Annotated in this window: 24 protein-coding genes; 10 read left to right on the top strand and 14 right to left on the bottom strand. The window is 64.2% G+C overall.

From position 1 onward, the window contains the following. Positions 1-35: 35 nt before the first annotated feature. The 8 genes from FE811_RS03650 to FE811_RS03615 all read right to left on the bottom strand — a co-directional run bounded on the left by FE811_RS03650 (position 36) and on the right by FE811_RS03615 (position 4593). The gene (locus FE811_RS03650; RefSeq protein ID WP_181180812.1) at positions 36-422 is read right to left on the bottom strand and encodes a hypothetical protein; all 387 of its coding nucleotides are present in this window, start codon (positions 420-422) and stop codon (positions 36-38) included. A gap of 4 nt (positions 423-426) precedes the next feature. Next, the gene (locus FE811_RS03645; RefSeq protein WP_140846733.1) at positions 427-1284 is read right to left on the bottom strand and encodes a hypothetical protein; all 858 of its coding nucleotides are present in this window, start codon (positions 1282-1284) and stop codon (positions 427-429) included. A 178-nt stretch (positions 1285-1462) separates the two neighbouring features. Next, the gene (locus tag FE811_RS03640; RefSeq protein WP_140846730.1) at positions 1463-1705 is read right to left on the bottom strand and encodes a hypothetical protein; all 243 of its coding nucleotides are present in this window, start codon (positions 1703-1705) and stop codon (positions 1463-1465) included. After that, positions 1702-1995: a hypothetical protein gene (locus tag FE811_RS03635; protein ID WP_140846727.1), complete on the bottom strand. Its 294-nt coding sequence runs from the start codon at positions 1993-1995 to the stop codon at positions 1702-1704. The genes FE811_RS03640 and FE811_RS03635 overlap by 4 nt, the downstream gene beginning before the upstream one ends. Continuing rightward, positions 1992-2435: a DNA repair protein RadC gene (gene radC, locus FE811_RS03630; RefSeq protein ID WP_140846725.1), complete on the bottom strand. Its 444-nt coding sequence runs from the start codon at positions 2433-2435 to the stop codon at positions 1992-1994. Before radC ends, FE811_RS03635 begins: the two co-directional genes overlap by 4 nt. After that, on the bottom strand, positions 2428-2655 hold the full coding sequence (locus tag FE811_RS03625; protein ID WP_140846722.1) for a hypothetical protein: 228 nt from the start codon (positions 2653-2655) through the stop codon (positions 2428-2430). Before FE811_RS03625 ends, radC begins: the two co-directional genes overlap by 8 nt. Positions 2656-2816: 161 nt before the next feature. After that, the gene (locus FE811_RS03620) at positions 2817-4013 is read right to left on the bottom strand and encodes a DUF932 domain-containing protein (protein ID WP_140846718.1); all 1197 of its coding nucleotides are present in this window, start codon (positions 4011-4013) and stop codon (positions 2817-2819) included. 112 nt (positions 4014-4125) lie between these two features. After that, positions 4126-4593 carry a thermonuclease family protein gene (locus tag FE811_RS03615; RefSeq protein ID WP_140846716.1) on the bottom strand — a complete coding sequence of 156 codons (468 nt, stop codon included), beginning with the start codon at positions 4591-4593 and terminating at the stop codon, positions 4126-4128. A gap of 226 nt (positions 4594-4819) precedes the next feature. On the opposite strand from FE811_RS03615, the gene FE811_RS03610 reads away from it, so the two are divergent. The 4 genes from FE811_RS03610 to FE811_RS03595 are packed head-to-tail and all read left to right on the top strand — an operon-like array spanning position 4820 to position 10931. Continuing rightward, positions 4820-5608, top strand: coding sequence for an SOS response-associated peptidase family protein (locus tag FE811_RS03610; RefSeq protein ID WP_255469625.1), 789 nt, complete (start codon positions 4820-4822; stop codon positions 5606-5608). Then, the gene (locus FE811_RS03605) at positions 5598-6161 is read left to right on the top strand and encodes an ImuA family protein (RefSeq protein ID WP_140846714.1); all 564 of its coding nucleotides are present in this window, start codon (positions 5598-5600) and stop codon (positions 6159-6161) included. The genes FE811_RS03610 and FE811_RS03605 overlap by 11 nt, the downstream gene beginning before the upstream one ends. Continuing rightward, positions 6115-7584: a DNA polymerase Y family protein gene (locus FE811_RS03600; protein WP_140846712.1), complete on the top strand. Its 1470-nt coding sequence runs from the start codon at positions 6115-6117 to the stop codon at positions 7582-7584. The genes FE811_RS03605 and FE811_RS03600 overlap by 47 nt, the downstream gene beginning before the upstream one ends. After that, the gene (locus tag FE811_RS03595) at positions 7581-10931 is read left to right on the top strand and encodes an error-prone DNA polymerase (RefSeq protein ID WP_255469624.1); all 3351 of its coding nucleotides are present in this window, start codon (positions 7581-7583) and stop codon (positions 10929-10931) included. The genes FE811_RS03600 and FE811_RS03595 overlap by 4 nt, the downstream gene beginning before the upstream one ends. Before the next feature lie 150 nt (positions 10932-11081). Here the strand turns inward: FE811_RS03595 and repC are convergent, their stop codons facing one another. From repC to FE811_RS03575, 4 genes are all read right to left on the bottom strand, one after another. Beyond that, the gene (repC, locus tag FE811_RS03590) at positions 11082-12293 is read right to left on the bottom strand and encodes a plasmid replication protein RepC (RefSeq protein WP_140846706.1); all 1212 of its coding nucleotides are present in this window, start codon (positions 12291-12293) and stop codon (positions 11082-11084) included. A 214-nt stretch (positions 12294-12507) separates the two neighbouring features. After that, complete coding sequence (gene repB / locus FE811_RS03585; RefSeq protein ID WP_140846704.1) at positions 12508-13443, bottom strand: plasmid partitioning protein RepB; 936 nt, start codon at positions 13441-13443, stop codon at positions 12508-12510. Continuing rightward, on the bottom strand, positions 13427-14620 hold the full coding sequence (gene repA / locus FE811_RS03580) for a plasmid partitioning protein RepA (RefSeq protein WP_140846702.1): 1194 nt from the start codon (positions 14618-14620) through the stop codon (positions 13427-13429). The genes repB and repA overlap by 17 nt, the downstream gene beginning before the upstream one ends. 131 nt (positions 14621-14751) lie before the next feature. After that, positions 14752-15822 (bottom strand): tyrosine-type recombinase/integrase, encoded by a 1071-nt coding sequence (locus FE811_RS03575; protein WP_140846700.1) that lies wholly within the window; start codon positions 15820-15822, stop codon positions 14752-14754. 121 nt (positions 15823-15943) lie between these two features. Between FE811_RS03575 and FE811_RS03570 the strand changes: the two genes are divergently transcribed. Then, positions 15944-17017 (top strand): hypothetical protein, encoded by a 1074-nt coding sequence (locus FE811_RS03570; protein WP_140846698.1) that lies wholly within the window; start codon positions 15944-15946, stop codon positions 17015-17017. A gap of 149 nt (positions 17018-17166) precedes the next feature. Here FE811_RS03570 and FE811_RS03565 read toward each other — a convergent pair whose 3' ends face one another. After that, a complete protein-coding gene (locus FE811_RS03565) occupies positions 17167-18330 on the bottom strand; it encodes an ATP-binding protein (protein WP_140846695.1) in 1164 nt (387 codons plus the stop codon). A gap of 500 nt (positions 18331-18830) precedes the next feature. Here FE811_RS03565 and FE811_RS03560 point away from each other — a divergent pair, with 500 nt between their 5' ends. The 5 genes from FE811_RS03560 to FE811_RS03540 all read left to right on the top strand — a co-directional run bounded on the left by FE811_RS03560 (position 18831) and on the right by FE811_RS03540 (position 22168). Then, positions 18831-19499: a LuxR family transcriptional regulator gene (locus FE811_RS03560; protein ID WP_181180811.1), complete on the top strand. Its 669-nt coding sequence runs from the start codon at positions 18831-18833 to the stop codon at positions 19497-19499. 189 nt (positions 19500-19688) lie between these two features. Next, positions 19689-19985, top strand: coding sequence for an acyl-homoserine-lactone synthase (locus tag FE811_RS03555; RefSeq protein WP_255469623.1), 297 nt, complete (start codon positions 19689-19691; stop codon positions 19983-19985). A 31-nt stretch (positions 19986-20016) separates the two neighbouring features. Next, positions 20017-20412, top strand: a complete 396-nt coding sequence (locus tag FE811_RS03550) for a transposase (protein ID WP_018000155.1) — start codon at positions 20017-20019, stop codon at positions 20410-20412. Beyond that, positions 20409-20756, top strand: coding sequence for an IS66 family insertion sequence element accessory protein TnpB (tnpB, locus tag FE811_RS03545; protein ID WP_018000156.1), 348 nt, complete (start codon positions 20409-20411; stop codon positions 20754-20756). Before FE811_RS03550 ends, tnpB begins: the two co-directional genes overlap by 4 nt. Before the next feature lie 59 nt (positions 20757-20815). Continuing rightward, on the top strand, positions 20816-22168 hold the full coding sequence (locus FE811_RS03540) for an IS66 family transposase (RefSeq protein ID WP_140846691.1): 1353 nt from the start codon (positions 20816-20818) through the stop codon (positions 22166-22168). Here the strand turns inward: FE811_RS03540 and FE811_RS03535 are convergent. After that, positions 22111-23295 (bottom strand): IS110 family transposase, encoded by a 1185-nt coding sequence (locus FE811_RS03535; RefSeq protein WP_140846787.1) that lies wholly within the window; start codon positions 23293-23295, stop codon positions 22111-22113. The two genes, FE811_RS03540 and FE811_RS03535, sit on opposite strands and share 58 nt — an antisense overlap. Positions 23296-23371: the final 76 nt, after the last annotated feature.

Below are 23371 nucleotides of genomic sequence, written 5' to 3'. Positions count from 1 at the left end.
CCGCGACGGGCGCCGGGAGCCTCTCTCCCGACTTCCTACCCGCCGCGAACACCCCCACCCTCCTCTTCCTCTGTCGCCTGCCACCCGCGCGACGACGCCTGGGGCCGGGCCTCGTTGACGCGGTATTTGCGCCGCATCGCGAGGATTGCCGCCTGCTGCCGCGCCAGCCTGCGGCACAGTCGGTCGATCTCGGCCCCTGCCCGCTCCATCAGCGCCGCAAGGATGCGCTGGTACTCCCGCTCGTCGGATCCGGTCCACCGGCTCATCTGGCGGTGGAAGTAGCGCGATTTCGGGCGGTGGATGATGGTCTCGGCCTCGGCCTGCTGTCGCAGCCGGCGATCGATCGCGTCAAGACAGGCACGGGTCTCGGCGGCACTGACCTCCATGCGGTCGAGCGCCGCCGGCACATCGGAAATACGCATCGCCTTACACCCCGCACATGCCTTCGCATTCGTTCGGCCAGAGATCGAGCTGGCCGAGATCGGCATCGGTGCGCAGGTCGGCCTGGTCCAGCGGAGCGGCGGACCGGTGCAGGAAGACCTCGCCCCGGATGCCCCGGAACCCGGTCCGGATACGGCGGTCGACCTCGACCGCGTCACGCCATTCCTCCGGATCGCCGTCGCGGATTCGGCGCCAATGGGCGTTGGAATGGAAGGGACAGCCGATGCAGGCGCTTTTCGGGGGCTCGGGATAGCCGTGGCGTTCCAGCCAGCGCAGGCAGTCGTTGCGGGTCATGCGCCGCTCGATCAGCGGCCAGCGGTTGACCTGCCAGTCCTCGAAGGAGGGCTTCATGCGGATAGCTTCATCCCATGAAATGCCGAGCCACTGTTCCGCGACCGGCATGGCCGGCGACCGTCGGCGCCAGATGCCGAGCAATTGCCGCACCTTTCGCCGGATCGGCACGATCTTGTAATCCTTGGTGCATTGGCGCCGGATCATGCCGATGCTGAGCCGCCCGGAACGGTCGATGCTGCGGGTGAAGGCCGGAATCGATGCCCATCTGCCACCTTCGGCGCCGGCGATCAGCCCATCACGGATATTGCCCGCCGAGACGATATGGACAGGGAAAGGCAGGACACCCGGCGAGCGCAACCAGTCGAGATGACGATACACGGCCCTGGGCTCCCAAAAAGTATCGGCAAAGATCGCACAATCAGGCATCGGGCCGATTTCGCCCCGCGCCGCCATCAGTGCCAGGGTGGTGGACTGCACCCCGGCACCAAGGCTGAGGATACGCAGCCGGATGCCATCCTCTGCTGGGGTGACAGCGCCGCCGGCCGCCATTTGCAGGTCGTGGCCGGAAATTCGTTCATGTCGGGACATCGCAGCTCTCCGCGGCGGGCCCCGGATGCCTCTCACCCGGTCGGAAACCCGCCGAAAGCCCCGCCAGCCGCCCTCTTTCTCTGGTCACGACCACAGCAGATGCCGCAACGCACCTCTCCCGGCAGGGAGCGACGCTGCTTCAGGCGATCTCGTAGAAAGAGGCAAGATCGTCGGCCGGCCTGCGCCGGCGGATGGTGATCAGAAAATCATCGAGGCATGTGATCGGCACCTTGTCGTGGAAGCGGGTCAACGCCGCCGCCTCGTCCGCCGCCCGGATCAGATAGCAACCGTCGACGATGCAATTGCCCTCCGCGTCGACATCTTCGGGATCGAGATCTTCCCAATCCGGGACCGCCACGACTTCAACCACGAACCATCTCATCTGCCAGCCTCCCGCGGATAGATTGCGTCGATGATCTGCCGGACCGTCCTGCCCTCATGACGCTTCAGGCTGGCAAGCCTGACCTCATCGTCGAAGACGCGCCATCGCTCGAGGCCCGGCCGGATCGCCGGTGTCAGCATGAGGCAGGCCGCCATGGCATCGGAATGGTCCCTGTTCGTCTCGAAGGCGCATTCCAGGGTCCGGGTCGTCGGCGCAGGCCGGTCCGGGTAGCGGCGGAAATGAGCGGTGATGGCGCGCAACTGGCGCTGGAAGATGGTCCGGCTGGTCATCCCATCACCCCTTCCGCGCGCAGGCTGAGTTCGCGACCGGCTCCGACGATGATGTGGTCGTGCAGCGTAAGGTCGAGGGTCGCACATGCCTGCTGGAGCTTCTTCGTCATCGTGATGTCGGCCTCCGACGGCGTCGGATCACCGGCCGGGTGGTTGTGGGCGACCAGAAGCGCCGAGGCGTTCAGCAGCAGCGCCCTCTTCACCACCTCGCGGGGATAGACCTGGACGTGATCGACCGTGCCGACTGCTAGGCATTCGTCCGAGATCAGGCGGTTCCGGCGGTCGAGATAGAGGACGTGAAACCGCTCCTCCTCGCCCCGAACGGTCAGGGCGATATAGTCCACCACCGCCTGCCAGGAGGAGAGAACCGGGTGGCAACGGATCTGCCGGCGCAGGATCTCGCGCGCTGTGGCGATGATGCCCTGTTCCTGCTCAGTCATCGCCCTGACCTCCCGCTCCGCGGGCGGCATCGGCCAACATGCCGGCACCGGCGGCAGGCCGATCGTCATCATCGTCGTCGTCCGAGACGGTGAACTGGAATTCCTGGGTGATGAAGTCGTTGAGGCGGCAGGCCAGGTCCATATGGTTTCCGACCGAAAGGCCGAGCGCGGTAAAGGCGACGTGGACGGCACTATCCACCTTTTCGTCGAAGCTCTGCATGGGATATCTCCTGAGGAATGGCGCGCGGCCGCCGGCGATCACCGAAATGTCGCGCAGCCGCTTGGAACGGCGGAATCGTGATGAAGGCGGCGCCCGGTTCTCCGAACGCCGGCTGATGCCGCCCTGCCTGCAGCGGGGCGGTTCGACGGGAGGAAATGGGGTCAGCCGACCCGGTCGAGCAGCTTCTTCGCCCGGCCTTCCAGGTCGAGCCGGGCATCCTGATGCGGCTTGTCCCGCGCAAGGCGGGTGATGCCCTGCACGAAATCATAGATGCTCGCCGGGGGATGCCCTTCCTCGACCAGCACCTTGTCGATGATCTTCGCCGCCTCGGGCTTCGAAAACCCGCGCTTGCGCAGGAAATCGGCCCGGTCCTCGTCGGTCCGCGCCACGATCTGCTGCCGGGCCGCCTTGATGCCGTCGACGAAGCCTTTGGGCGAGGAATCGGCAAAGCGGGTCAGCGCAGGGGCGGCCTCATGGGCAAAGCGGGTGGCGGCGTATTTCGAATGCCGGATGGTGATCTCCTGGAAATCCTCGACGCCCCACAGATTTCTGTTCTGACACACTGCGCGCAGATAAAAGCTTGCAATGCCAAGAGTTTTCGCGCCGACCTCGCTGTTCCAGCAATAGAAACCGCGGAAGTACAGGTCAGGCGAGCCGTCGGGCAGCTTGCCCGCCTCGATGGGGTTGTGATCGTCGACCAGGAACAGGAACACGTCCCGGTCCGAGGCGTAGAGCGTGGTGGTGTCGCGGGTGATCTCGACATCGGGGTTGTAGACTCCGGTCGACCAGTCCAGCACACCGGGCACCTTCCAGCGGGTGTCGCCGGTGCCGTTGCCGGCGATACGCTGCACGGCCTCGACCAATTCATGATCATGGATGCGGCCATAATCCGGTCCGGTCACCGCCCGCAGTTCGGTGCGGCGGTCCTCCGTCTCCAGCGTCTTGATCTGCTCGACCCGGTTCGAGGACAAGCCATATTGCAGGTTGATCCCGGCCAGCGATGCCGGCAACTGCCGCAGATAGGCGGCAGGCGCGCCGACCATGCTGGCCAGTTGACCGAAGGCCCAATGCGTCGGCGCCACCGGCGCTTCCGCACCGGGCAGCATCAATTGCAGCCGCTCTCCGTCGTTCCGGCTGGCCTCGACGCGAATATCGGCCGTGCCGACGATCCGGGTTCTGCTGCGCTCGGACCGGCCCTTGAGCGAGGTCCAGAGATCGTCCAGCGACAGGAAGCGTTCGTCATCGGGTCGGCTGAACCATTCCGAGGACACGCGGCCATTCCGCCCGCCGCGGCTGACATCCACCTTGTAGCCGCCCTGCCGGGCTTGCGGCCGCGCCATGATTTCCACATCGTTCATGGGGTTTCTCCACCACGGGCGCGCGGGAGCCACTCCCCCGCTCTCCACACCCGTCGCACAGCCCCCGGCCCGCCTCTTGCTCTCCTGCCGTCCCCTGCCCCGCCGCTCCGGCCTATCGGTTGCGCCGGCGCCAGTCCCAGGGCATGTCGAACTGCGACGACCAGATCCCACGGCGGGCCTGCCGCGCGGCTGCCTCCTCATCCAGATAGTCGGTCGAATACTGGCGATAGGCCACGGCCCAACCCTGTTCGACCATCCAGGCGTTGATATCCTGCCGGCCCACATGGCAGACCGCAACCACCCGCCCGTAGCGGTCGATATCCCTGGTCGTGCAACTTACCGGCCGGCGTGCGATCATTGCAGCCAGCTCATTGGCACCCGCCGATCCGCAGCGCCAATTGCGGCCATCGGGCCGGACACAGAGCTGCCGGCTCTCCAGAGCATCTATACCGTGCAACCGAATACGCTGGCCGTGGATCTCGATCGTATCGCCATCGATGACGGAGACGGTGCCGGCGATATCCGCTTGGACCGCGGTGGCAAGGAGGAGGGAAACGAGAAATGCGCGCAGAACAGTCATGCACCGGCGTGTACGAGCCACGCGGGCAGTGGACAAGGGGTTCGGATTGTCAGGCGGCTGGCCCGGCAGGCCACCAATCGCCGCCGCGATCCCGCCCGACCCGCAGATACGCATGTGGATGCGACCGTGAACCACACCAACTGTTCTCCGCGCGGCTCGCCTCGGTCCTGGAAGGGCCGACTGGCGTCATCTGCATATCCAGGGGAAAATCTCGATCCGTACCGACATGTCGGAGATCTTCGGACCTCAATGTGATGTCATGAAGCCTTCCCAAGCCGGATGTGTTCTGCGATTGTTCTCGCTTATGCCGATTTCCACGACTCAGGAGACCAGAATGTGCAACCTCTATGCGCAAACCAAGAGCCAGGACGCGATGCGGCAGGTATTCCAGGACGTGGTGGAAGCCGATGAGGACCTGATCGACGAGACAGGCAATCTGCCGGCGATGACCGGCATCTGGCCGGACTATCCGGCGCCGATCGTCCGGTGCGCCCCGGAAGGGCAATGGCAGCTGACGATGGCACGATGGGGCATGCCCACCCCGCCCGTCTACCTCAAGGGCAAGCGGACGGACCCCGGCGTTACCAACATCCGCAATACCGGCTCGCCGCATTGGCGCCGCTGGCTCGGCATGGAGCATCGCTGCCTCGTCCCCTTCAGCAGCTTTTCCGAGATCGACAGCCGACCCGGCGCCCCCCGCAACAGCCCGGTCTGGTTCGCCCTTGGACAAGACCGGCCACTGGCCTTCTTCGCCGGGATCAGGACCGAATGGACCTCGGTCAGGAAGCTGAAGGAAGGCGAGGTGACCGCCGAGCTTTTCGGATTTCTGACCTGCGACGCGAACCGCGATGTGAAGCCCGTGCATCCCAAGGCAATGCCGGTGATCCTGACGTGGGCAGAGGAATGGCGGACCTGGCTGACAGCGCCCACGGAACAGGCCCTGCGGTTGCAACGCCCGTTGCCCAATGGCGCACTGGTGATCGTCCTGGAGGGCGCGCGCGAAGATGTTGCATGAACAGCTGACGGCCCCTGCCGATCCCTTTCTTTTGGCTCCCGCCCGGTTTCACGAAGCCGGAGGGCTCGGCCGCAGCAGCTTCGCCCTCTACCAGGCGCAGCGTCATCAGGGCCCCCTGTTCTGGATCCTGCCGCGGCATGAGACGACCCGGCCGATGCCGCGCGGCCTGCCCGAGGGCCTGAGCGAGCGCCTGCACCTGATCGAAGCGCGCAATGAGACCGATCTGCTCTGGACGACCGAGGAGGTCCTGCGCGCCCGTCCGTCCGGTTTCGTCGTCACCGAGCCGACGAAAGCCCTTGGCCTGACTGCGGGACGGCGCCTGCAACTGGCGGCCGAGGCGGGCGGCACCACCGGCCTGCTGCTGATCCGCGAAGGCCAAGGCTGCAATGCGGCCGAGACCCGCTGGAAATGTGATCCGCTCGCCGGCCCGGCGGACTCGACTCGCCATCGCTGGAGTCTTATCAAGAACAAATCAGGAACCTTGAAGGACTGGACTGTGCATTGGGATGGCGCGACGGCTGCTTGCCATATGGTTTCCGAGGCTGGCAAGTGAGGTCAGCCTGCGAAACCGCCCTGTAGAGGGCCCCTTTGCCTTGACGCATCGTCAGGGCAATGCCGATCATCTGCGCTGCCTCATCGCCGCCGCCGAGGCCCAGGGTCTGCATCGCGGCATGCCGCTGGCCGATGCCCGCGCTCTGCTGCCCGATCTTGCCACCCGGCCCGCCGATCCGGCGCGCGAGGCAGCCGCACTCGCCGCCCTGCGCCGATGGGCGGGCCGCTATGCGCCGCAGGTGGCAATGGATGGCGAGGACGGATTGATCGCGGATATCACCGGTGTCGCCCATCTGTTCGGAGGCGAGGAGGAATTGCGGGGCGATCTTCACGCACGCCTGGTCCGGGCGGGGCTCAGCGCCCAGAGCGCGATTTCCGGCTCCCGCGGCGGCTCGCATGCGTTGGCGCGGCATGGCGGCGGGATCGTCCCGGACGGCTTGCTGGCCGAACGTCTCGGCCGACTTCCCGTCTCGGCGCTGCGGATCTCGCAGGAACAGGCCCAGAGCCTCGCACGGATGGGATTGCACCGGATCGTCGATCTGACCTCCCTGCCCCGGGCGCCTCTTGCGCGACGGTTTGGTCCGGACCTGGTGCAGCGGCTCGACCAGATGCTCGGCACGTTACCCGAACCGGTCGGCGCTCAGCCGGACGCACCACAGTTCGGGGTCAGGATGACGTTGCCGGAGCCGATCGGGCTGACGGGTGATGTCATGGCCGGCCTCAAGCGCCTGCTCGATCGACTCTGCGACAAGCTTGCTGCGACCCATATGGGCGCCCGCCGGGTGCGGCTGGAACTGCGACGGGTCGACAGGGAAACCGTCTTTGTCGAAATCGGGCTGGCCAGGGCCATGCGGGATCCCGGCCGGATCGCGGCGCTCTTCCAAAAGGGGATAGAGGATGTGGATGCCGGCTTCGGCATCGAGGCGATGCGGATCGAGGCCGTCGTCACCGAGCCACTGGCGCCGCAACAGATCGGCGAGGGCAAGGTTCGGCAGGAGGACGAACTGTCCGATCTCATCTCCCGCCTCGGCAATCGCCTTGGCTTCGAACATGTGCTGCGCTTCCTGCCGGCCGAAAGCCGCATTCCGGAGCGCAGCTTTCTCACCGCATCCGCAGCCTGGAGCGCGGCAAGCCCCCTGCCCTACCGGAAGCGCCCACGCCGCCCGGCGCTGATCTTCCCGCCCGAACCGATCACCTCCCCTTCCGGCCATCCGCCCGCGCGGTTCCGCTGGCGTCGGATGAGCTTCACCACCCTGCGCGCCGCTGGCCCGGAACGGATCACGCCGGAATGGTGGTTCGATGACCCGGCATGGCACAGCGGTATCCGCGACTACTGGCGCATCGAAACCAAGGAAGGCCCGCGGCTCTGGCTCTTCCACACCCCGCAGGCGCCGGCCTGGTCCGTACAGGGAACCTTCCTGTGACCGCCTATGCCGAACTCTGCGTCACCACGAACTTCACCTTCCTGCGCGGCGCCTCGCACCCGGAAGAACTGGTCACGCGCGCGATGGAGCTGGGACTGACCGCGATCGCGATCACCGACCGGAACTCGGTCGCCGGCGTTGTGCGCGCCTTCTCGGCTTTGAAGGAGCTGAAGCGGCTACGGGAGGAAGAAGCCGGGCACGATGAAGGCCCCGCGATCCGCTCGCGGCAGGTCAGCGATCCTTCAAGTCGGCAGCAGCTGCCGGACCCACGAGCGCCCCTGATCGCCGCGAACACAGAACAAGCCCCCCTGCCCCGCCTGATCCCCGGCGCGCGGCTGGTATTGACGGACAGCCCGGTGGATTGGCTGGCGCTGCCGACGGATATCGCGGCCTGGTCCCGGCTGACCCGGCTTCTCTCGCTCGGCAAGCGCCGGGCGCCGAAAGGCCAATGCCACCTGACGGAGGCGGACCTGCTCGATTGGGGCCAGGGTATGATCCTGATCACCCTGCCCCTGGACTTGCTCGATGCCGATGCTGCAACGCAGCAAAAGGTCGCGTCCTCCATCAAGCAGATCTCGAAACGCTTCGCGGGCGCCTGCTATCTCGGTGCGGCGCCCTTCTACGACGGTCAGGACCAAGAACGCTTCGACCGGCTGGCGGAGCTTTCGCAACGATCGGGCCTGCCGATGGTGGCGGCCGGAGACGTGATGATGCACCGGTCCGCCCGCCGGCCGCTGGCGGATGTGCTGACCTGTCTGCGCGAGGGCTGCACCATCGACAATATCGGCGAGCGCCGCCTTGCCAATGGTGAGCGGCGTTTGAAATCGGGCGTGGAAATGGCGCGGATGTTTCACCGCTATCCGGGTGCCATCCGGCGCACGATCGAAATCGCCGACCGCTGTGCCTTCCGGCTCGACCAGCTGCGCTACCAATATCCCGATGAAGCCAAGGATGGCGAGCCGGCCCAGGAACGGCTGGAACGGCTGGCGCGCAAAGGCCTCGCCTGGCGTTACCCCGACGGGCCGCCACCGAAGATCGTGACGCGTGTCGAGAAGGAATTGCGTCTGATCCGGGAGGTCGAATACGCCCCCTACTTCCTCACAGTACATGACATCGTGGCTTTTGCGCGGTCGAAGGGAATCCTCTGTCAGGGCCGCGGATCGGCCGCGAATTCCGTGGTCTGCTACCTGCTCGGCATCACCGAAGTGCCGCCGGAAAGCATCACGCTGATCTTCGAGCGGTTCATCAGCAAGGAACGCGGCGAACCGCCGGACATCGATGTCGACTTCGAACATGAGCGGCGCGAGGAAGTGATCCAGTGGATCTACGAGCGCTATACCCGGGAGCGCGCCGGCCTGACGGCGGTGGTGATCCACTTCCGCTCCCGCGCCGCCATCCGCGAGGTCGGCAAGGTCATGGGCCTGAGCCAGGATGTGATCGCCCGGCTCGCGGGTCAGATTTGGGGCTGGTCGTCCTCGGCGCCGGATGAGGATCGCCTGCGCGACGCCGGGCTGAACCCCGAGGACAAGCGGGTCGCATTAGCGACGCAGTTGATCGGCGAGATCATCGGCTTCCCGCAGCACCTGAGCCAGCATGTCGGCGGATTCGTCATCACCCAGGGAAGGCTCGACGAGCTCTGCCCGATCGAGAACGCCGCGATGGAGGACCGCACGGTCATCGAATGGGACAAGGACGATATCGATGCGCTCGGCCTGTTGAAGGTCGACATCCTCGCACTCGGTATGCTGACCGCGATCCGCAAGGCGTTCGGACTGATCGAGGATCATCGGCGCGAACACCTGACGCTTGCGAATGTGCCGCCCGAGGATCGCAAGGTCTATGACATGCTCTGCAAGGCGGACGCCATCGGCGTGTTCCAGGTGGAAAGCCGGGCGCAACTGAACTTCCTGCCGCGGATGCAGCCCAGGAAATTCTACGATCTGGTTTGCGAGGTCGCCATCGTGCGGCCCGGACCGATCCAGGGCGGCATGGTTCATCCCTTCATCAACCGGCGCCAGGGCAAGGAGAAGGTCGAGGATCTCGGGCCGGCGATGATGGAGGTTCTGGGACGGACCTATGGCGTTCCGCTGTTTCAGGAACAGGCCATGCAGATCGCCGTGGTTGCCGCAGGTTTTACGCCGGCCGAGGCGGATCGACTGCGCCGCAGCCTCGCCACATTCAAGCGGATGGGAACCATCGGATCGTTCAGGGACCGCTTCGTCGGCGGCATGCTGGCCCGTGGCTACGATGCTGAGTTCGCGGCGCGGTGCTTTGCCCAGATCGAGGGCTTCGGAAGTTACGGCTTCCCGGAAAGCCACGCGGCGAGCTTCGCTCGGCTTGTCTATATTTCGGCTTGGCTCAAATGCCATCACCAGGCGGTCTTCACCTGCGCGCTTCTCAACGCGCAGCCGATGGGCTTCTATGCGCCGGCGCAGCTGGTCCGCGATGCACGGGATCACGGCGTCGAAGTCAGGCCGGTTTCGGTCAATCATTCCGACTGGGACTGCACGCTCGAGCGCCGCGCCGACGACAGCCTGGCGCTGCGGCTCGGCTTCCGGCAGATCAAGGGTACGCGCGAGGAGGACGCGGGCTGGATCGCGGCTGCGCGTGGCAACGGTTATCCCGACGTCGAAAGCCTCTGGCGCCGAGCGGGCGTGCATCCGAATGCCTTGGAACGGCTTGCCGAAGCGGACGCTTTTGCCTGCTTGGGCCTGAACCGACGGGACGCGCTTTGGCAGGCGAAGGCGCTGAAGGCACCAAAGCCGCTGCCGTTGTTCGGCATGGATGGGGAAGGGGGCGTGGAGCCGGCCGTCGTGCTGCCGCAGATGTCTCTGGGACAGGAGGTGATCGAGGACTACCTGGCGCTACGCCTTTCCCTGCGGGCCCATCCGCTGGAGCTTTTGCGTCCGAACCTCCCGGAAAGCCTGCCGCATCAGCGGTTGGCAGAGGCGAAGGGCAGGGTGACGGTCACGGGACTGGTGATCACGCGGCAGCGGCCGGGAACGGCTTCGGGGGTGATATTCCTGACGCTGGAGGACGAGACCGGCGTGGCGAATGTCGTGGTCTGGAGGAAGGTCTACGATGCTTTTCGTAAGACCGTCATCGCGGGTCGGTTGCTGCGTGTGACGGGCCGGATAGAACGGGATGGCCAAGTGGTGCATCTGATCGCCGAGAAGATTGAGGATCTGTCCTCGCTGCTGGCGACGATCGGGCATCAGCTCAGGATCGGCGCCGAGGCGGAAAGGGCAGGGGAGACGGTTCGGCCCGCCAGGGCCGCGGGCCGTTCTGCCGCCCGGCGTCCGCGGGAACAGGCGAAGAAGCTCTTTCCCAGCAGGGATTTTCATTAGACAATCTCGTTGATCTCCATGCTGACTGGGATGACCCTAGGGATGGGCCAGGTGCGGAACTCTTAACAGCTGTTAAGTCGGCGTAGAGGTGGTGCTGTTATGAGCGTAGACCGTAGATTGCTATGTGCGACTATGGGTATTTAACAGCTGTTAAGCTGCCCTTCGCCGTCCCATGAGGGCCATGATCATCGGGCCACAGGAGAATTTCCCTGAGGCTGCCTTTGACGCTAGCGCGCGCAGATATCCCCCTGGCGAGCGAATTTCAGCGAACCTCTCCAGCATAGCTACAACAACAACCGATGCTTGTTCTGGTCCCATGCATCGCTGAGCTTCCTCCCAAGCAGAAGGGGTAATTCCCATGGCAGGTCGGATGTGGCAGGCAGCATCGTATAGCTGGTGCCAGTGGCGGACTGGACCGTCATAGAAGGTTGCGAGAGTAGGACAACTCGTTGTCACGAGATGAAGCGGAATCTTGGGCAGAGTTTTCGCGTGAGGATTGTTTTGGCGTTCCTGGTCGATATCTGGGTCGCCGTCAGGCGTTGTCGCTGCCGGTCGCACATTTTCTAGGTTAGGTTCAAGAACAATGGAGTTTGTGTTTGAACTATGATGGTGCTGCTCATTCTGGGCATCTTTGGTGACCAGTTCTTCTGTTTCCGGCCCATCTATTTTGTCTCTTGCTTGCTCTAGGAAGTGTTCCAGTTCGGCTCGCAGCTGCAATAAGGCATCCAGCGGAAGCTTGCGACGAAGTGCTTTCGCAGCCAGCATTGCTTTGTCTCGTAGAAGGTTCCAGAGATCATTTCCCGGCTCAAGTTCCTCACCGAAATCTGCTAAGGCTGCAAGATCGCGTCGCATGAGGCTAACGACCTCTCTAACTCGCCTGATCTGGTCCTCAGACTCGCGTACAGCTTCGGCAGCACGCGAAATTTCGCTGGCTCGTTGGTACAACAGGGTGAGGTCAAAGCCAAAAGCTATGCGATCCTGACCTTCTTTCCGGGCGTAGCGTTTGCCATTCGGACTGTCTCGCCTGACGAGAAGGCCGGCACTCACAAGGCGCGCAAGATGCCGCCGCATAGTTGAACAGGGCATTCCGTGCAGGCGCTCACAAATGGCTTTGTTCGACGGAAACACCACCATCGTGGTGTTGCCATCAAGTGCGTCATCGGGAAAGAAGCTTAGAAGGCCTTGCAGCACTGTCAGATCACGTTCGGAAACACCGAAAGCGACCCGTGCTTTAGCGAGTTCTCTCAGAAGCACCCACTTGTTGACTGGCTTTCCCATGGCCAAGGTGTCGTGCTCATCGACCACCCGCAAATGTGTGCGCGAGATCGGCCGCATAAACGGCGAAATCGGACTGTATTCCATGATTCTGATCACGAAGGCATGATTTCTAAGGCCCGCGAATCGCTTTGCGCTTGCGGGTTAGAGATCAGATCGCTACATTCAGAGGTGCGAAAACTGATGTTTTGTAGCGGGCGGATCCCGGTGCGAAACCAAAGAGAGGTCTCGTGAAGCTTGCTTCTCGGGGCCTTTTCTTTTTCTGCCTGTCTCGTGCCTCCTTTTTGCTTGTTGCTCGTCCTCAGTCTTCCGAACGCTTCCAGCGTTCGTGAAGCTCGGCGATCAGCTGGGGGGCATGCCCTTCAAGCCAATCGACAAAATCCTTGTTCTCGGCCTTCAGCTCGAGCTTGAACTGCCTGCCACGCAGTCCAGTCTTGATCGATGCAGAACCAACACCTTCAATCTGGAGGATCTGGTCGGTCGGGACTTTGGTCGGATGAGCTGCAGAGGCTGCCGCTTGCTTTGCGGCGGCAAAAACAGCCAAGAAAGCGCGATCAGACCTTGCGTCCGGTTCTGCAGCGCTATCTGATCGTGCCTGATTTGCTGCCTTAATTAGCTCAGCTCTCGATACCTCGCATGATGTGAGAACCTTTTTGAGCTCCTCCCATCGAGGACGGCCGATACCTGGTGCGGCGCCTATAGCGAGGATCACATCCTCGCCCACCGATCGAACGACATTTAGCAACTGGGAAACCCCAGCTTCAGTCAGGTTCAGAACTTCAGCGACCCCTCTATTGCTGCGCTCCGCATCCAGAAGATGATCTCCATCCAGCAATGCTGCCGCTACCAACGCGCGCTCAATGAAGCTCAGATCACGACGCTCAAGGTTCTCCAGAAGCTGATCTCGAAGAGCCTGCTCTCCTTCCACCTCTGTGACGATCGCCCGAACCTTGATGCCGAGGTCTCGGCAGGCCTCGAGACGCCGCCGCCCGTAGATCAAACTGTAGCGATCACCTTCGAGCGGACGGACGAGGATAGGGACTCGCTGTCCGTTCCGCTGGATCGACGCTTTCAGTCCTTCGACTTCAAGTTGCAAGCGATCATCAAGGCGGCTAACTGTTTCGATATGATCGGGTTCGATCTCGAATACGCCCCCACGCAACCGCCGCCCCTCGAGGGCATCTGGTGCGTTTCGAAGGGTCTGCAGCGGCAGCCCGAGCTTAGGCTTTCTTGCCATTTCGTCCCCACGTGTTCTGGATGATACCCGCAATCTCGTCGTTTACGGCATTCATAGATTCAATGGCGCGGTCATATGTCTGCCGCGTGAAGTCCTTCCTGTCTGCCTCGTACAGGGTCTGCTTTGTCAGGCCTGCATCGGCAATTGCTGTTGACTCCACCATGTGGTTGGTGAGGACAGAGCGCCCGAAGAGGCTGCGAATGAATGCAATAACTTCAGTTTGCGGCGCATCTCCCACCTTGTAGCGGGTAGGAAGAAAACGTAGCCAATCGAAGCGCAGATTGGCCCCGGCATCGCGGATTACACCGAGAAGATCGGCTGTCATGCGCAAAAACTGCGACATTGACATGAGGTCGAGCATCTGCGGATGGACCGTCACGAGCACGCCCGACGATGCTGACAAAGCAGACATCGTAAGGAAGCCCAACTGGGGAGGGCAGTCTATCACAACGACGTCGTAGCCGCTCTGGACACTTTCGAGGGCGTCGCGGACCCGCGCGAAGAAGGCGCGCGCCCCACCACGTTGGATCGCAGCTGGTGTCTCGTGCTCAAATTCCATGAGCTCGAGATTTCCTGGGATCAAGTCAAGGCCGCGGATGTAAGTGCTTCTTATCACCTCTGAAATCGGTACGGGATCATCGTATCGGACGGCGTCGTAAAGTGTTCCGCCATCCATCAGATCGAGTTCGGGCTGGATTCCATGCAGTGCAGAAAGGGATGCCTGCGGATCTAGATCGATGGCAAGCACACGATAGCCCTTGAGGGCAAGCCGTTGCGCGAGATGGGCGGACGTCGTGGTCTTGCCCGAACCGCCCTTGAAGTTCACGACGGAGACGACCTGAAGCTCATCGCCGCTACGCCGTCCCGGCACATAGGTGCCAGGCTTCTTGGCGTTAGATTCAAGAATTTGCCGAATCTCCCAGACATCATCGAGCGTGTAACGTCGATGACTGCCAACGGTAGTCTCCACCTCCGTAATCTTGCCTTCCCGGTGCAGTTTGCGAAGATAGGTATGATCGACACCGAGTAGCTCGGCGGCTTCCCCGCTGGTGAGGCTTCGCATAGTCTTCTTGGCATCGGGAGGAAAATGTGCAGCACGCTGCGCGTGCAGGTTGGATGCAAGCAACTCCGCGTAGTGACCGATCGCGATGTCTAGGTCTTGCTCGTGCTCGCTCATGCTCCGCTCTACTCGTGGGCGCGTTTTTTATGTGACCGCGCGTTATTTTTCGAGACTATTACCCGCTGATCAGATTCGCGCAAGCGTTTTTCTAGATTTGGTGCCAGGAGAGCTGCTGAGTACAATACCCTCTACCCTGCGTCGAACAGCCCCGCCGCCGGGTTCTCGGCGATCTCGACATCGGCATAGTATTTCTGCGCCTGTTGCGGCGAGCGGTGCAGCGACAGGCGCATCGCCGCCTGCAGGGCGACGCCGTCCCTTGCGGCCTGGGTCAGAAACCCCGAGCGCAGCCCGTGCGGCGCGGCGAAGCCTTCGGGCAGGCCGGCGTCGCGCAGCAGCCGGCGCAGGATCTCCGCCACGCCGGCGGCGGAGAGCCGGTTGCGGCCGACGGTGTCGTGCCGGGTGATGCGGCGGAACAGCGGGCCGGCGGTGAGCCCGGCGGCCGCGATCCAGGTGGCCACGGCGCGCGCCGGCCTGCCCTGCAGCACCAGGCGCGGCGTGTCGCCCTTCGTCGTGGTCTTGGTGCCGGGCAGGCGCAGCCGGATCAGGCCCTGGCCGGCGAAGGCCTTCAGATCGAGATCTTCGACATTCAGCGCCACGATCTCCGAGCGCCGCCGTCCGCCCGAGGCCCAGCCCAGGCACAGCAGGGCGCGGTCGCGCAGCCCGCGCAGGCCCGGTCCGGTGGCGTCGAGCAGCTGGTGCAGAATATCGCGGGTGACCGGGTTGGCGGATTTCGGGGCAGGGGCCCGGTCGGCCGCCTTGCGGGCCTTCTGCCTCGCCTGGCGCAGGATCGGCGCCTCGAAGGGCGAGGCCAGGTTGCGCATGCGGTGGAAGGCGCGCCAGGAGGCGATGCGGCGATCGAGCGTCGAGGGTGCCGGGCAGGCGAACCCGCGGCGCAACCCGGCGGCGATCATCGTCTCTGCCGCCACCCGGGCGGGATCGTCCTCCGCGGCCGTGGCCAGGTCGCGGCTGTGATCGAGCACGAAGGCCAGCGCTACCTCCTCGCGCTCCGGCCAGGCCGGCGCGCCGCCGAAGCGCTGCAGGCGCCAGGCGGCGATATAGCCGAGATCGCTCTCCCAGGCCCGCAGCGTGTTCGCCGGCGTGCCGCGCACGAAGAGTTCGGTGAGCCGGTCCATGTCGGCTTCGGACAGGCCGGCGGGGGCGGGCAGGGGCGCGCTGCGGGGATTTCTCGGCGGTTTCATCGGCCCAGGATGCGGTTTCCGGGGTCGATCTGTCAACCTGCGATAATGGTGACTTATCGAAAGTAGAGATGCGGGAAAGAGAATGCTTCAGTAACGCTCATAATCTGTTATTTTCGAGCCTGTGAGGAACAGAAATCCATATGACAAGGGCGGTGCGCTTGGCCCCGAAGACGACGATGTCGGCCCTTACGACGCTGCACAGGCGGAAGAAGATCTGTGGTTCCTGCCCGGGCCGGATTCCGATGAGCCGGCCGATCCCTTCGCGCCGCCGTTGCCGCGCGCCCCGCGAAAACCCCTGTTCGAGCGCGCGGACTGGCGCGCCGCCGAGGCGGCGCTGGCGCAGCCGCTGGCCGCGCTTGCGCTCGATCTCGGCCGGCTGATCGAACGGGCCGAGAGCTTCGGGCCGCAGGCCGGCATCCGCCTGGCCCTAGCCGAGGCGGCGGCGCTCGGCTGGTGGAGCGGCGACCGGATTTCTTCGGACCGCATCGCGCTCTGGTCGGCGCTGCGCATCGGCGCCACCGGCGAGGACGGCGCGGCGCTGATCCGCACCGCCTGGGCCGCCCGCCGGCTGGCCGCGCCTCCGGTGCCGGGGCAGGGCAGGGCGGCGGCGATCGCCGCGCATCTCGGGCTCAAATCCGACGATCCCTCCGGCCTGGTCGAGGATTTCTCGAGCCTGCTGCCGGAGCCCGGCGCGCTCGGTCCGGTCGTCCGCGGCTGCCTGGCCTTTCATCTCTGGCGCGCGCTCGACGAACGGGTGCCACCTCAGCGCGACATCGAGGCGGCGGTGCTGGGCGCAAGGCTCGCGATCGGTCACGAAAGCGCGGCGCTCGGCTTCCTGCCGCTGGCCCTGGCCGGGACCGGAGCGCTGCGCGCCGGCGGGCCGGCCGAGCAGCGGCTCTCGGCCTGGATTTTTGGCGCGCATGACGCCGTGCTGTCGGCGCTGATGATGCTGGACCGGCTGCGGCGCTGGCGGGTCCAAGCCGAGGCCGGGACCGCCGATCTGTCGGGCCGCACCCCGCGCCTGCTGATCGACGGGCTGCTGCGCCATTCGATGGCCGCCGTGCCGCAACTGGTCGCCGAGACCGGCGCCTCGCGCCCGGCCCTGCTGCGCAACCTGGCGATCCTCGAGCAACGCGGGCTGGCGCGCGAGGTGACCGGCCAGGGCAGGTACAGGGTCTGGGCGGCGCGGTTCTGATCCGCGCTTTCCCCATCGGATCTGCGCCAACCTCTTCGACGACAAAACGGCGAGGGCTCCATCCTGGTCTGGTGGCGCCCGAACGGCCGAGGGAAGCAATCTCCAAAACCGGCCTCGCGGTCGAAGACCGCGGGCTTTCCTTCGTTCTGTCAGCCTTGCCGCCGCATGAACTCGGCGAAAAGCGGTACGCTGAAATCGAGATAGCCATGATCCGTGCTGTAGATCATGCCCTTGCCAATGATGCCGGCACGAGTCGGTCCCAGCGATTTCTGGGTCCGGGCCATCGCCTTGGCGATGTCTGCCATAGCATAGGGACCATCCCCCAGATCCGCCATCGCGCGCACGAACTGGATCTCCGCCTTCGTCAGGCGATCGATGCGGACCCGAAAAAATCCGTCATCGAGCAGGGAGAGGGTTTCCGCATAGGCTTGGTCGACATCGTCGAAGGTGATTGCCGGGCCCTCGGCGTTGTTCCAGGCGACGGAAGCCCATTCCTGCAGAAAGAACGGATAGCCTTTGGTGCGTTCGACGATGGCCTGCAATGCCTCTGGTGCGATGCTCGCCTCTTCTTCGAGAATCGGCTTTTCCACCGCCTGTCCTGCGGAAGCCGGGTCGAGCGCCCCGACGCCTGGATATTGGAACAGCCGTTCCGCATAGGACTTCGCTTCGCCGGCGAGGCGGGCGATCTGCGGCAGGCCGGCGCCGACCAGAAGAACGGTCAACCCCTCCTGGGACATCCGGTGAAGGGCGACGATCAGAGCGGAGAGGTCGGCCTCTGGCAGGTATTGCACTTCGTCGATCAGCAGGATCCAGCCCCGTCCTGCGGCCTGTGCGGCTTTGCCGATCAGCGTGAACAGGTCGGGCAGATCATATTGCAGGTCGCCCGTATCGGCCAATCCCGGCTCGGGCTCCACCCCCACTTCCACGCCTGCCACTTCGATCTTGAAGATCGAGGCGAAGTTCCGCAAACCCCGCAGACCCCGGGTCGCGATCTGCCTGGCCGCAGCCACGCCGGACAGCGAGCGCATGACCTTTCGCATTTCGGGATAGATGAGCCGGGCGAGGCTTTCGCCCTCCGGTGCTTCGACCTTGGAAACCAGCAGGCCCTCTCCCTCGGCGATCCGACCGATTTCGTTCAGGAGGACCGTCTTTCCGGTGCCTCGTAGACCCAGCAGCATGATCGAACGGGCGCTTCTGCCTTTCACCGCCCTTCCGCAGGAGATTCTCGCCGCCTCGAGGATAGCGTCCCTGCCGGCAAGTTCAGGTGGGCGGCTGCCGGCGCCAGGCGCAAACGGATTGCGATACGGGTCCATTGGTTCTCTGTTCGTCAACGGTGTCTAGCGATGTATAGCAAAGTCTATCTCCGACCGGTAGACTTTCCTAGATTACGCTAGCCAGATCCGGCGGCAGGGAAGCAGTCGATTATGACTGCGAAGCGATTGAACGAGTATCTCCCTCAGACCCGAGCTTTTCACGAGCCTATGTCCTCACGCCGAGTTTTCGGACGCGAGGTTCCGGCGTTAAACCACATTGAAAAATTTTTGTGATTTTTACCTATAAGGGAATTGCCAGTGATGCGCCATGCGGCGTAAGCACCTGGCGGGCTTCCGGACGCGCCTGGCCATAAGCTTGTCAGCGGTCCGGCTGAGCCGCTGTCATTTCGACCGCTCCCCATCGCAGGCATCTGAGAATCCTTACGAGCATAGTCACGCTCGCGGGCGCGGTCATCCAGCCAAGGCCGATCCTCATGAAAAATCATAGCCTTTCCACGCATTTCTCCGCTCATGCCTCGAATCTGAGAACGACGGATTCCTTGCAGACCTATGTGCGCGGTCTCCGCGGGGCGTTTCCATTCCGGCATGTCACCTATTATTGCAGCAGCTTTCCTGGCCGGCTCGGGAAGGCGGAAACCGTCACGAGCTATCCGGAGGCATGGCGGACCCATTATCTGGCCGAACATTACGAACGCACCGACCCGGTCCTGAGGAGGGGGCGGAACAGCTTTTTGCCGGTCGACTGGAGCCGCATCGAAGACCTCTCGCCAGGCGAAAGGCGTTTTCTTGAGGCGTCCTATGATTTCGGACTCGGCCGGCACGGCATAACGGTCGCGGTGAGGGGACCGCACAGAGAAACGGCCTTCGTTTCCGTCAATGCCGGGACTCCGCCATCCAGTTGGTGGCCGGACATGCATCTCGGCATTGCCGATCTCACCTATTTCGGCTTCCTGCTGCACCAACACATCAGCCAGCTGGTGGGGGCGGGGAGGAGGGCACCCGCCGCCGCGCCGCTGCTTGCACCGCGTGAGAGAGACGTTCTCACCTGGGCCGCACGCGGCAAGACGGCCTGGGAAACGGCGCAGATCCTGAGCATTTCCGAGACGACCGTGGTTTCCTACCTGCGCAGCGGAACGGCGAAGCTGGGGGCGGCGACGAAGCCCCAGGCTGTCGCCCGGGCAATCTGCGAGAATCTGGTGACGCTCTGACGCGAAGCTTTCCTTGTTCGTTCGCGATCGGCAGGTGACGGCGAGCACGATCAATATGCCGGTCGCATCCGGCCCTCGAGCGCGCCGGCGTGGTCGAGCGCCGCCCGCGATCCCTTATTTCTGAGGGAAGGACAAAACACGCAGCCGAAGCCACTGATCCCCAAGAAATCCATGATCGGGGGAACTTCGATGCTGATGATCAAGAGCAGGGTGGAACTGGAACACTCCCATCCGGCTATCCTCGAAAGCATGTTTCGCCTGCGGGCGCGGCAATTCGCCGACCGACGAGGCTGGCGGGTCGAGGTGCGAAACGGGATGGAATCGGATCGCTTCGATGCGATGAACCCGGTCTATATCTGCTATGTCGACGGTTCGACGGCTCTCGCCTCGCTTCGGATCCTGCCGACGACCGGGCCTTACATGATGGCGGATGTGTTTCCCGAGGTCATGGGTGCCGGGGAGATGATCCGTAAGCGTCCGGCCTGACCGCCCTGCCGCGTGGTGAAAGAGGCGGATAGTGTCCACCATTGATAGTGGACACTATGGTGATGGCGTGGCGCGTCGGACGAAGCGACTTTGGACGGATGAGGAGAAGCGTTCGATCTGTTTCCAGACGGCGGCGCCGGGCGTTTCCGTGGCTCAGGTGGCGCGGCGCTACGCGGTGAACGCGAACCTGATCTTCAAGTGGCTGCGCGATCCCCGTTATGCGCCGGACCCCACCTCGGTTGCGCGCCCAGCAGAGGAGGCGCGGTTTCTGCCCGTAGAGATCGTCGCGGAGACCAGGTCTACTCCGGCGGCACCTGCCGCCGAGAACCACATCGAGATCGAGCTGGCGGGCGGTCACCGGATGCGGATCAGCGGCAGCTATGATCCTGAGGCGCTGGCGCGGCTGATCCGGGGACTTTCGGCGTGATCCCGGTTCCGGCCAACACGCGGGTCTGGCTGGCTGCCGGGGTCACCGACATGCGCAAGGGCTTTGCTTCCTTGGCGGCGCAGGCCGAGGCGGTGCTGAAGCAGGATCCTTTCGGCGGGCATCTCTTCGTCTTCCGCGGCCGTCGCGGTGATCTGGTGAAGGTCATCTGGTGGGATGGCCAGGGGGCCTGCATGTTCATGAAGCGGCTGGAGCGGGGCCGGTTCGTCTGGCCCTCGGCCAAGGAGGGGAAGGTGGCGCTGACACCGGCGCAGTTGTCGATGCTCCTGGAAGGGATCGACTGGCGTGCCCCGGAGCGAACGTGGCGGCCCTTGGCAGCGGGATAATCAGGGGGGGCCACAAGAGAATGATTCCCATAAGGAATCCCGTGGGATAAACTCCTTGCATGCTCGATCAGACCCTGACCCTGCCGGAAGATCCCGAGGAGTTGCGCAGCTTCACCGCGCGGCTTCTGGCCGAGGTGAAGGCGCAGGCGATCCTGATCGAGAAGCTGCGGCACCAACTGGCCGGGCACCGGGCACACCGGTTCGGCGCGTCCTCGGAGACGGCAGAACAGCTTCAGTTGGCTCTTGAGGCCAGCGAGATCGCGGCCGCCGCGATGACGGCGCGGATGCGTCTGCCGGACATCGAGGAGAAGGGCAAACCCAAGCGCCGTCCGATCCCGGATCATATCCCCCGGATGGAGGTGGAACTGATGCCCGGCGCCGATGCCTGTGCCGATTGCGGCGGTCGCCTGCGCCGGATCGGCGAGGACGTCACGGAAGAGCTGGAGTATGTTCCTGGGCGCTTCATCGTGAACCGGATTGTCCGCCCCCGGCTGACCTGCGCTTGCTGCGAACGCTTCGTCCAGGCCCCGCTGCCGTCGCGCCCGATCGAGCGCGGTCGCCCCGGGCCGGGTCTGCTGGCCCATGTGCTGGTCAGCAAGTATGCCGACCATCTCCCCCTCTATCGCCAGAGCCAGATCTTCGGCCGCGAAGGGCTCGATCTCGACCGATCGACCCTGGCCGACTGGGTCGGCAAGACCACCACCCTTCTGGAGCCACTGGCCGAGGCCATCGGGCGCCATGTCCTGTCGGCCGAGGCGATCTTCGCCGACGATACGCCGGTGCGGATGCTGGCGCCCGGCACCGGCAAGACCCAGACGGCCCGGCTCTGGACCTATGCCCGCGATGAGCGCCCATGGGATGGCGATGCTCCGCCTGCCGCATGGTATCGCTTCTCGGGCGACCGCAAGGGTCAGCACCCCAAGGATCATCTGGCCCGTTTCCGCGGCTGGATGCATGCCGACGGCTATGCCGGGTTCGAGGATCTCTACCGTTCCGGCGCCATCCGCGAGGTCGCCTGCATGGCCCATGTCAGGCGCAAGTTCGTGGACATCCACCGATCGCAAGGTTCGCCGATCGCTGAGGAGGCCATCGGCCGCATCGCCCGGCTCTATGCCGTCGAGAAGGAAGCCCGAGGTTCGCCACCGGACCGCCGCGCCGAACTCCGTAAGGCACATGCCGCCCCGGTCTTCGATGACCTGGAAGTCTGGCTGGCCATGCAACTCACCACGATCTCGGGGAAATCCCCGCTAGCGGCCGCCATCCGATACGCCCTCACCAGGATGGAACGCCTGCGCCCCTACCTCGACAACGGCATCCTCGAACTCGACACGGATGTTGTTGAACAGCCCCTTTCTCAGGTCTTGTGTGGTTTTGGTGGCCTGTCCCTCCAGGCTTTGACCATGCAGGCATAGGCCGCTTCCGCCTGCGCGAGGAGTTCCATTTCCCGGTGGCGGATTTCCTTGATCCAGTAATCGTGGCCCGGTCCTGCTTGCCCATGGGCTCGCGGGGCACCGGCGCGCAGTTCTAGCTTGCGCATCTTCATTGCAACAAAGGCCGGACGAGCCCATCGATACGGCGCCTCCTTTGTCAGCAACTGCCAGACCAGTCCCGCAATCTTGCGCGCGGTCGCGACAGCGGCGACATTGTGCCCCTTGCGATCCTTGATCCGCAGAAAGAAGGCGCGCAATGGTCCCGGCACGGAGGCCGCCGACCAGGCCGCTTCGATCAGCATGGTGCGCCCGATCGTATTCCCCTGCTTCGATATCCGGCCATGGATGGCGCCACGATCGCCGGACTGCCGGATCCGGGGTGTCAGCCCGAAATAGCTTGCGAGGCGATCCGGCGCGCAGAAGCGGGAGATGTCGCCGATCGCCGCGATCAGCGCCGTGGCAACCGCGACATTGATGCCGGCGATGCTCATCAATTTGCGCATGCGGCTGTCCTCGAGCGCCAGACGCGCCAGCGTCTGATCCAGTTTTGCCAGCTTTCCCGCCAGCCAGTCCAATTCATCCAGATGCCGGGCCAGCAGATCGCGCTCTGCCTTCGGCAGTGGGGCGGTGATCAGCCAGCGTCGACCGCCCTTGCCGAACAGATGCCCGGTATATCTGGCGACGAGGTTCGCGTGCAGGACAGCCTGGACCCGGCTCTTGACCCGGCGGATCGATCTCACCGTCGCGGCGCGTTCGGAAACCAGGCGCCGGAGGTTCAGCGTCTGATCATCTGCGGCCCAGACCTCAGGCAGGAAGCCTGCGGCATGGAGCTGCGCCAGTATTCTGGCGTCCACCTTGTCGGTCTTGACCCGCGCATGGGCGATGGCCTTCACCTGCAGCGGGTTGGCGATGACGACCCGCGCCACGAAAGGCGTCAGAAGCCTGACAATGGCTGCGGTATTGCCCGTCGCCTCCAGGACGACCTCGTCATTGGGGCGCAGGGTCTGCCCGAAAGCCACCACCGCATCATAATCAAGCTCGATCCTGATCTCTGTCGTCCTTCCATCCTCAAGGATCGCGACCTGCGCGAAGCTTCGATGGACATCCATTCCAATCGACCGCATGCAAAATCCTCCCTGTTGTCGATAGGGGAGTGCGCGGGCGGTGCGACATCTACGGATACGC

Origin of the sequence: Paracoccus sp. FO-3, assembly GCF_006386455.1 — a bacterium.
Classification (GTDB): domain Bacteria; phylum Pseudomonadota; class Alphaproteobacteria; order Rhodobacterales; family Rhodobacteraceae; genus Paracoccus; species Paracoccus versutus.
This window is presented reverse-complemented; position numbering and strand designations above follow the sequence as displayed.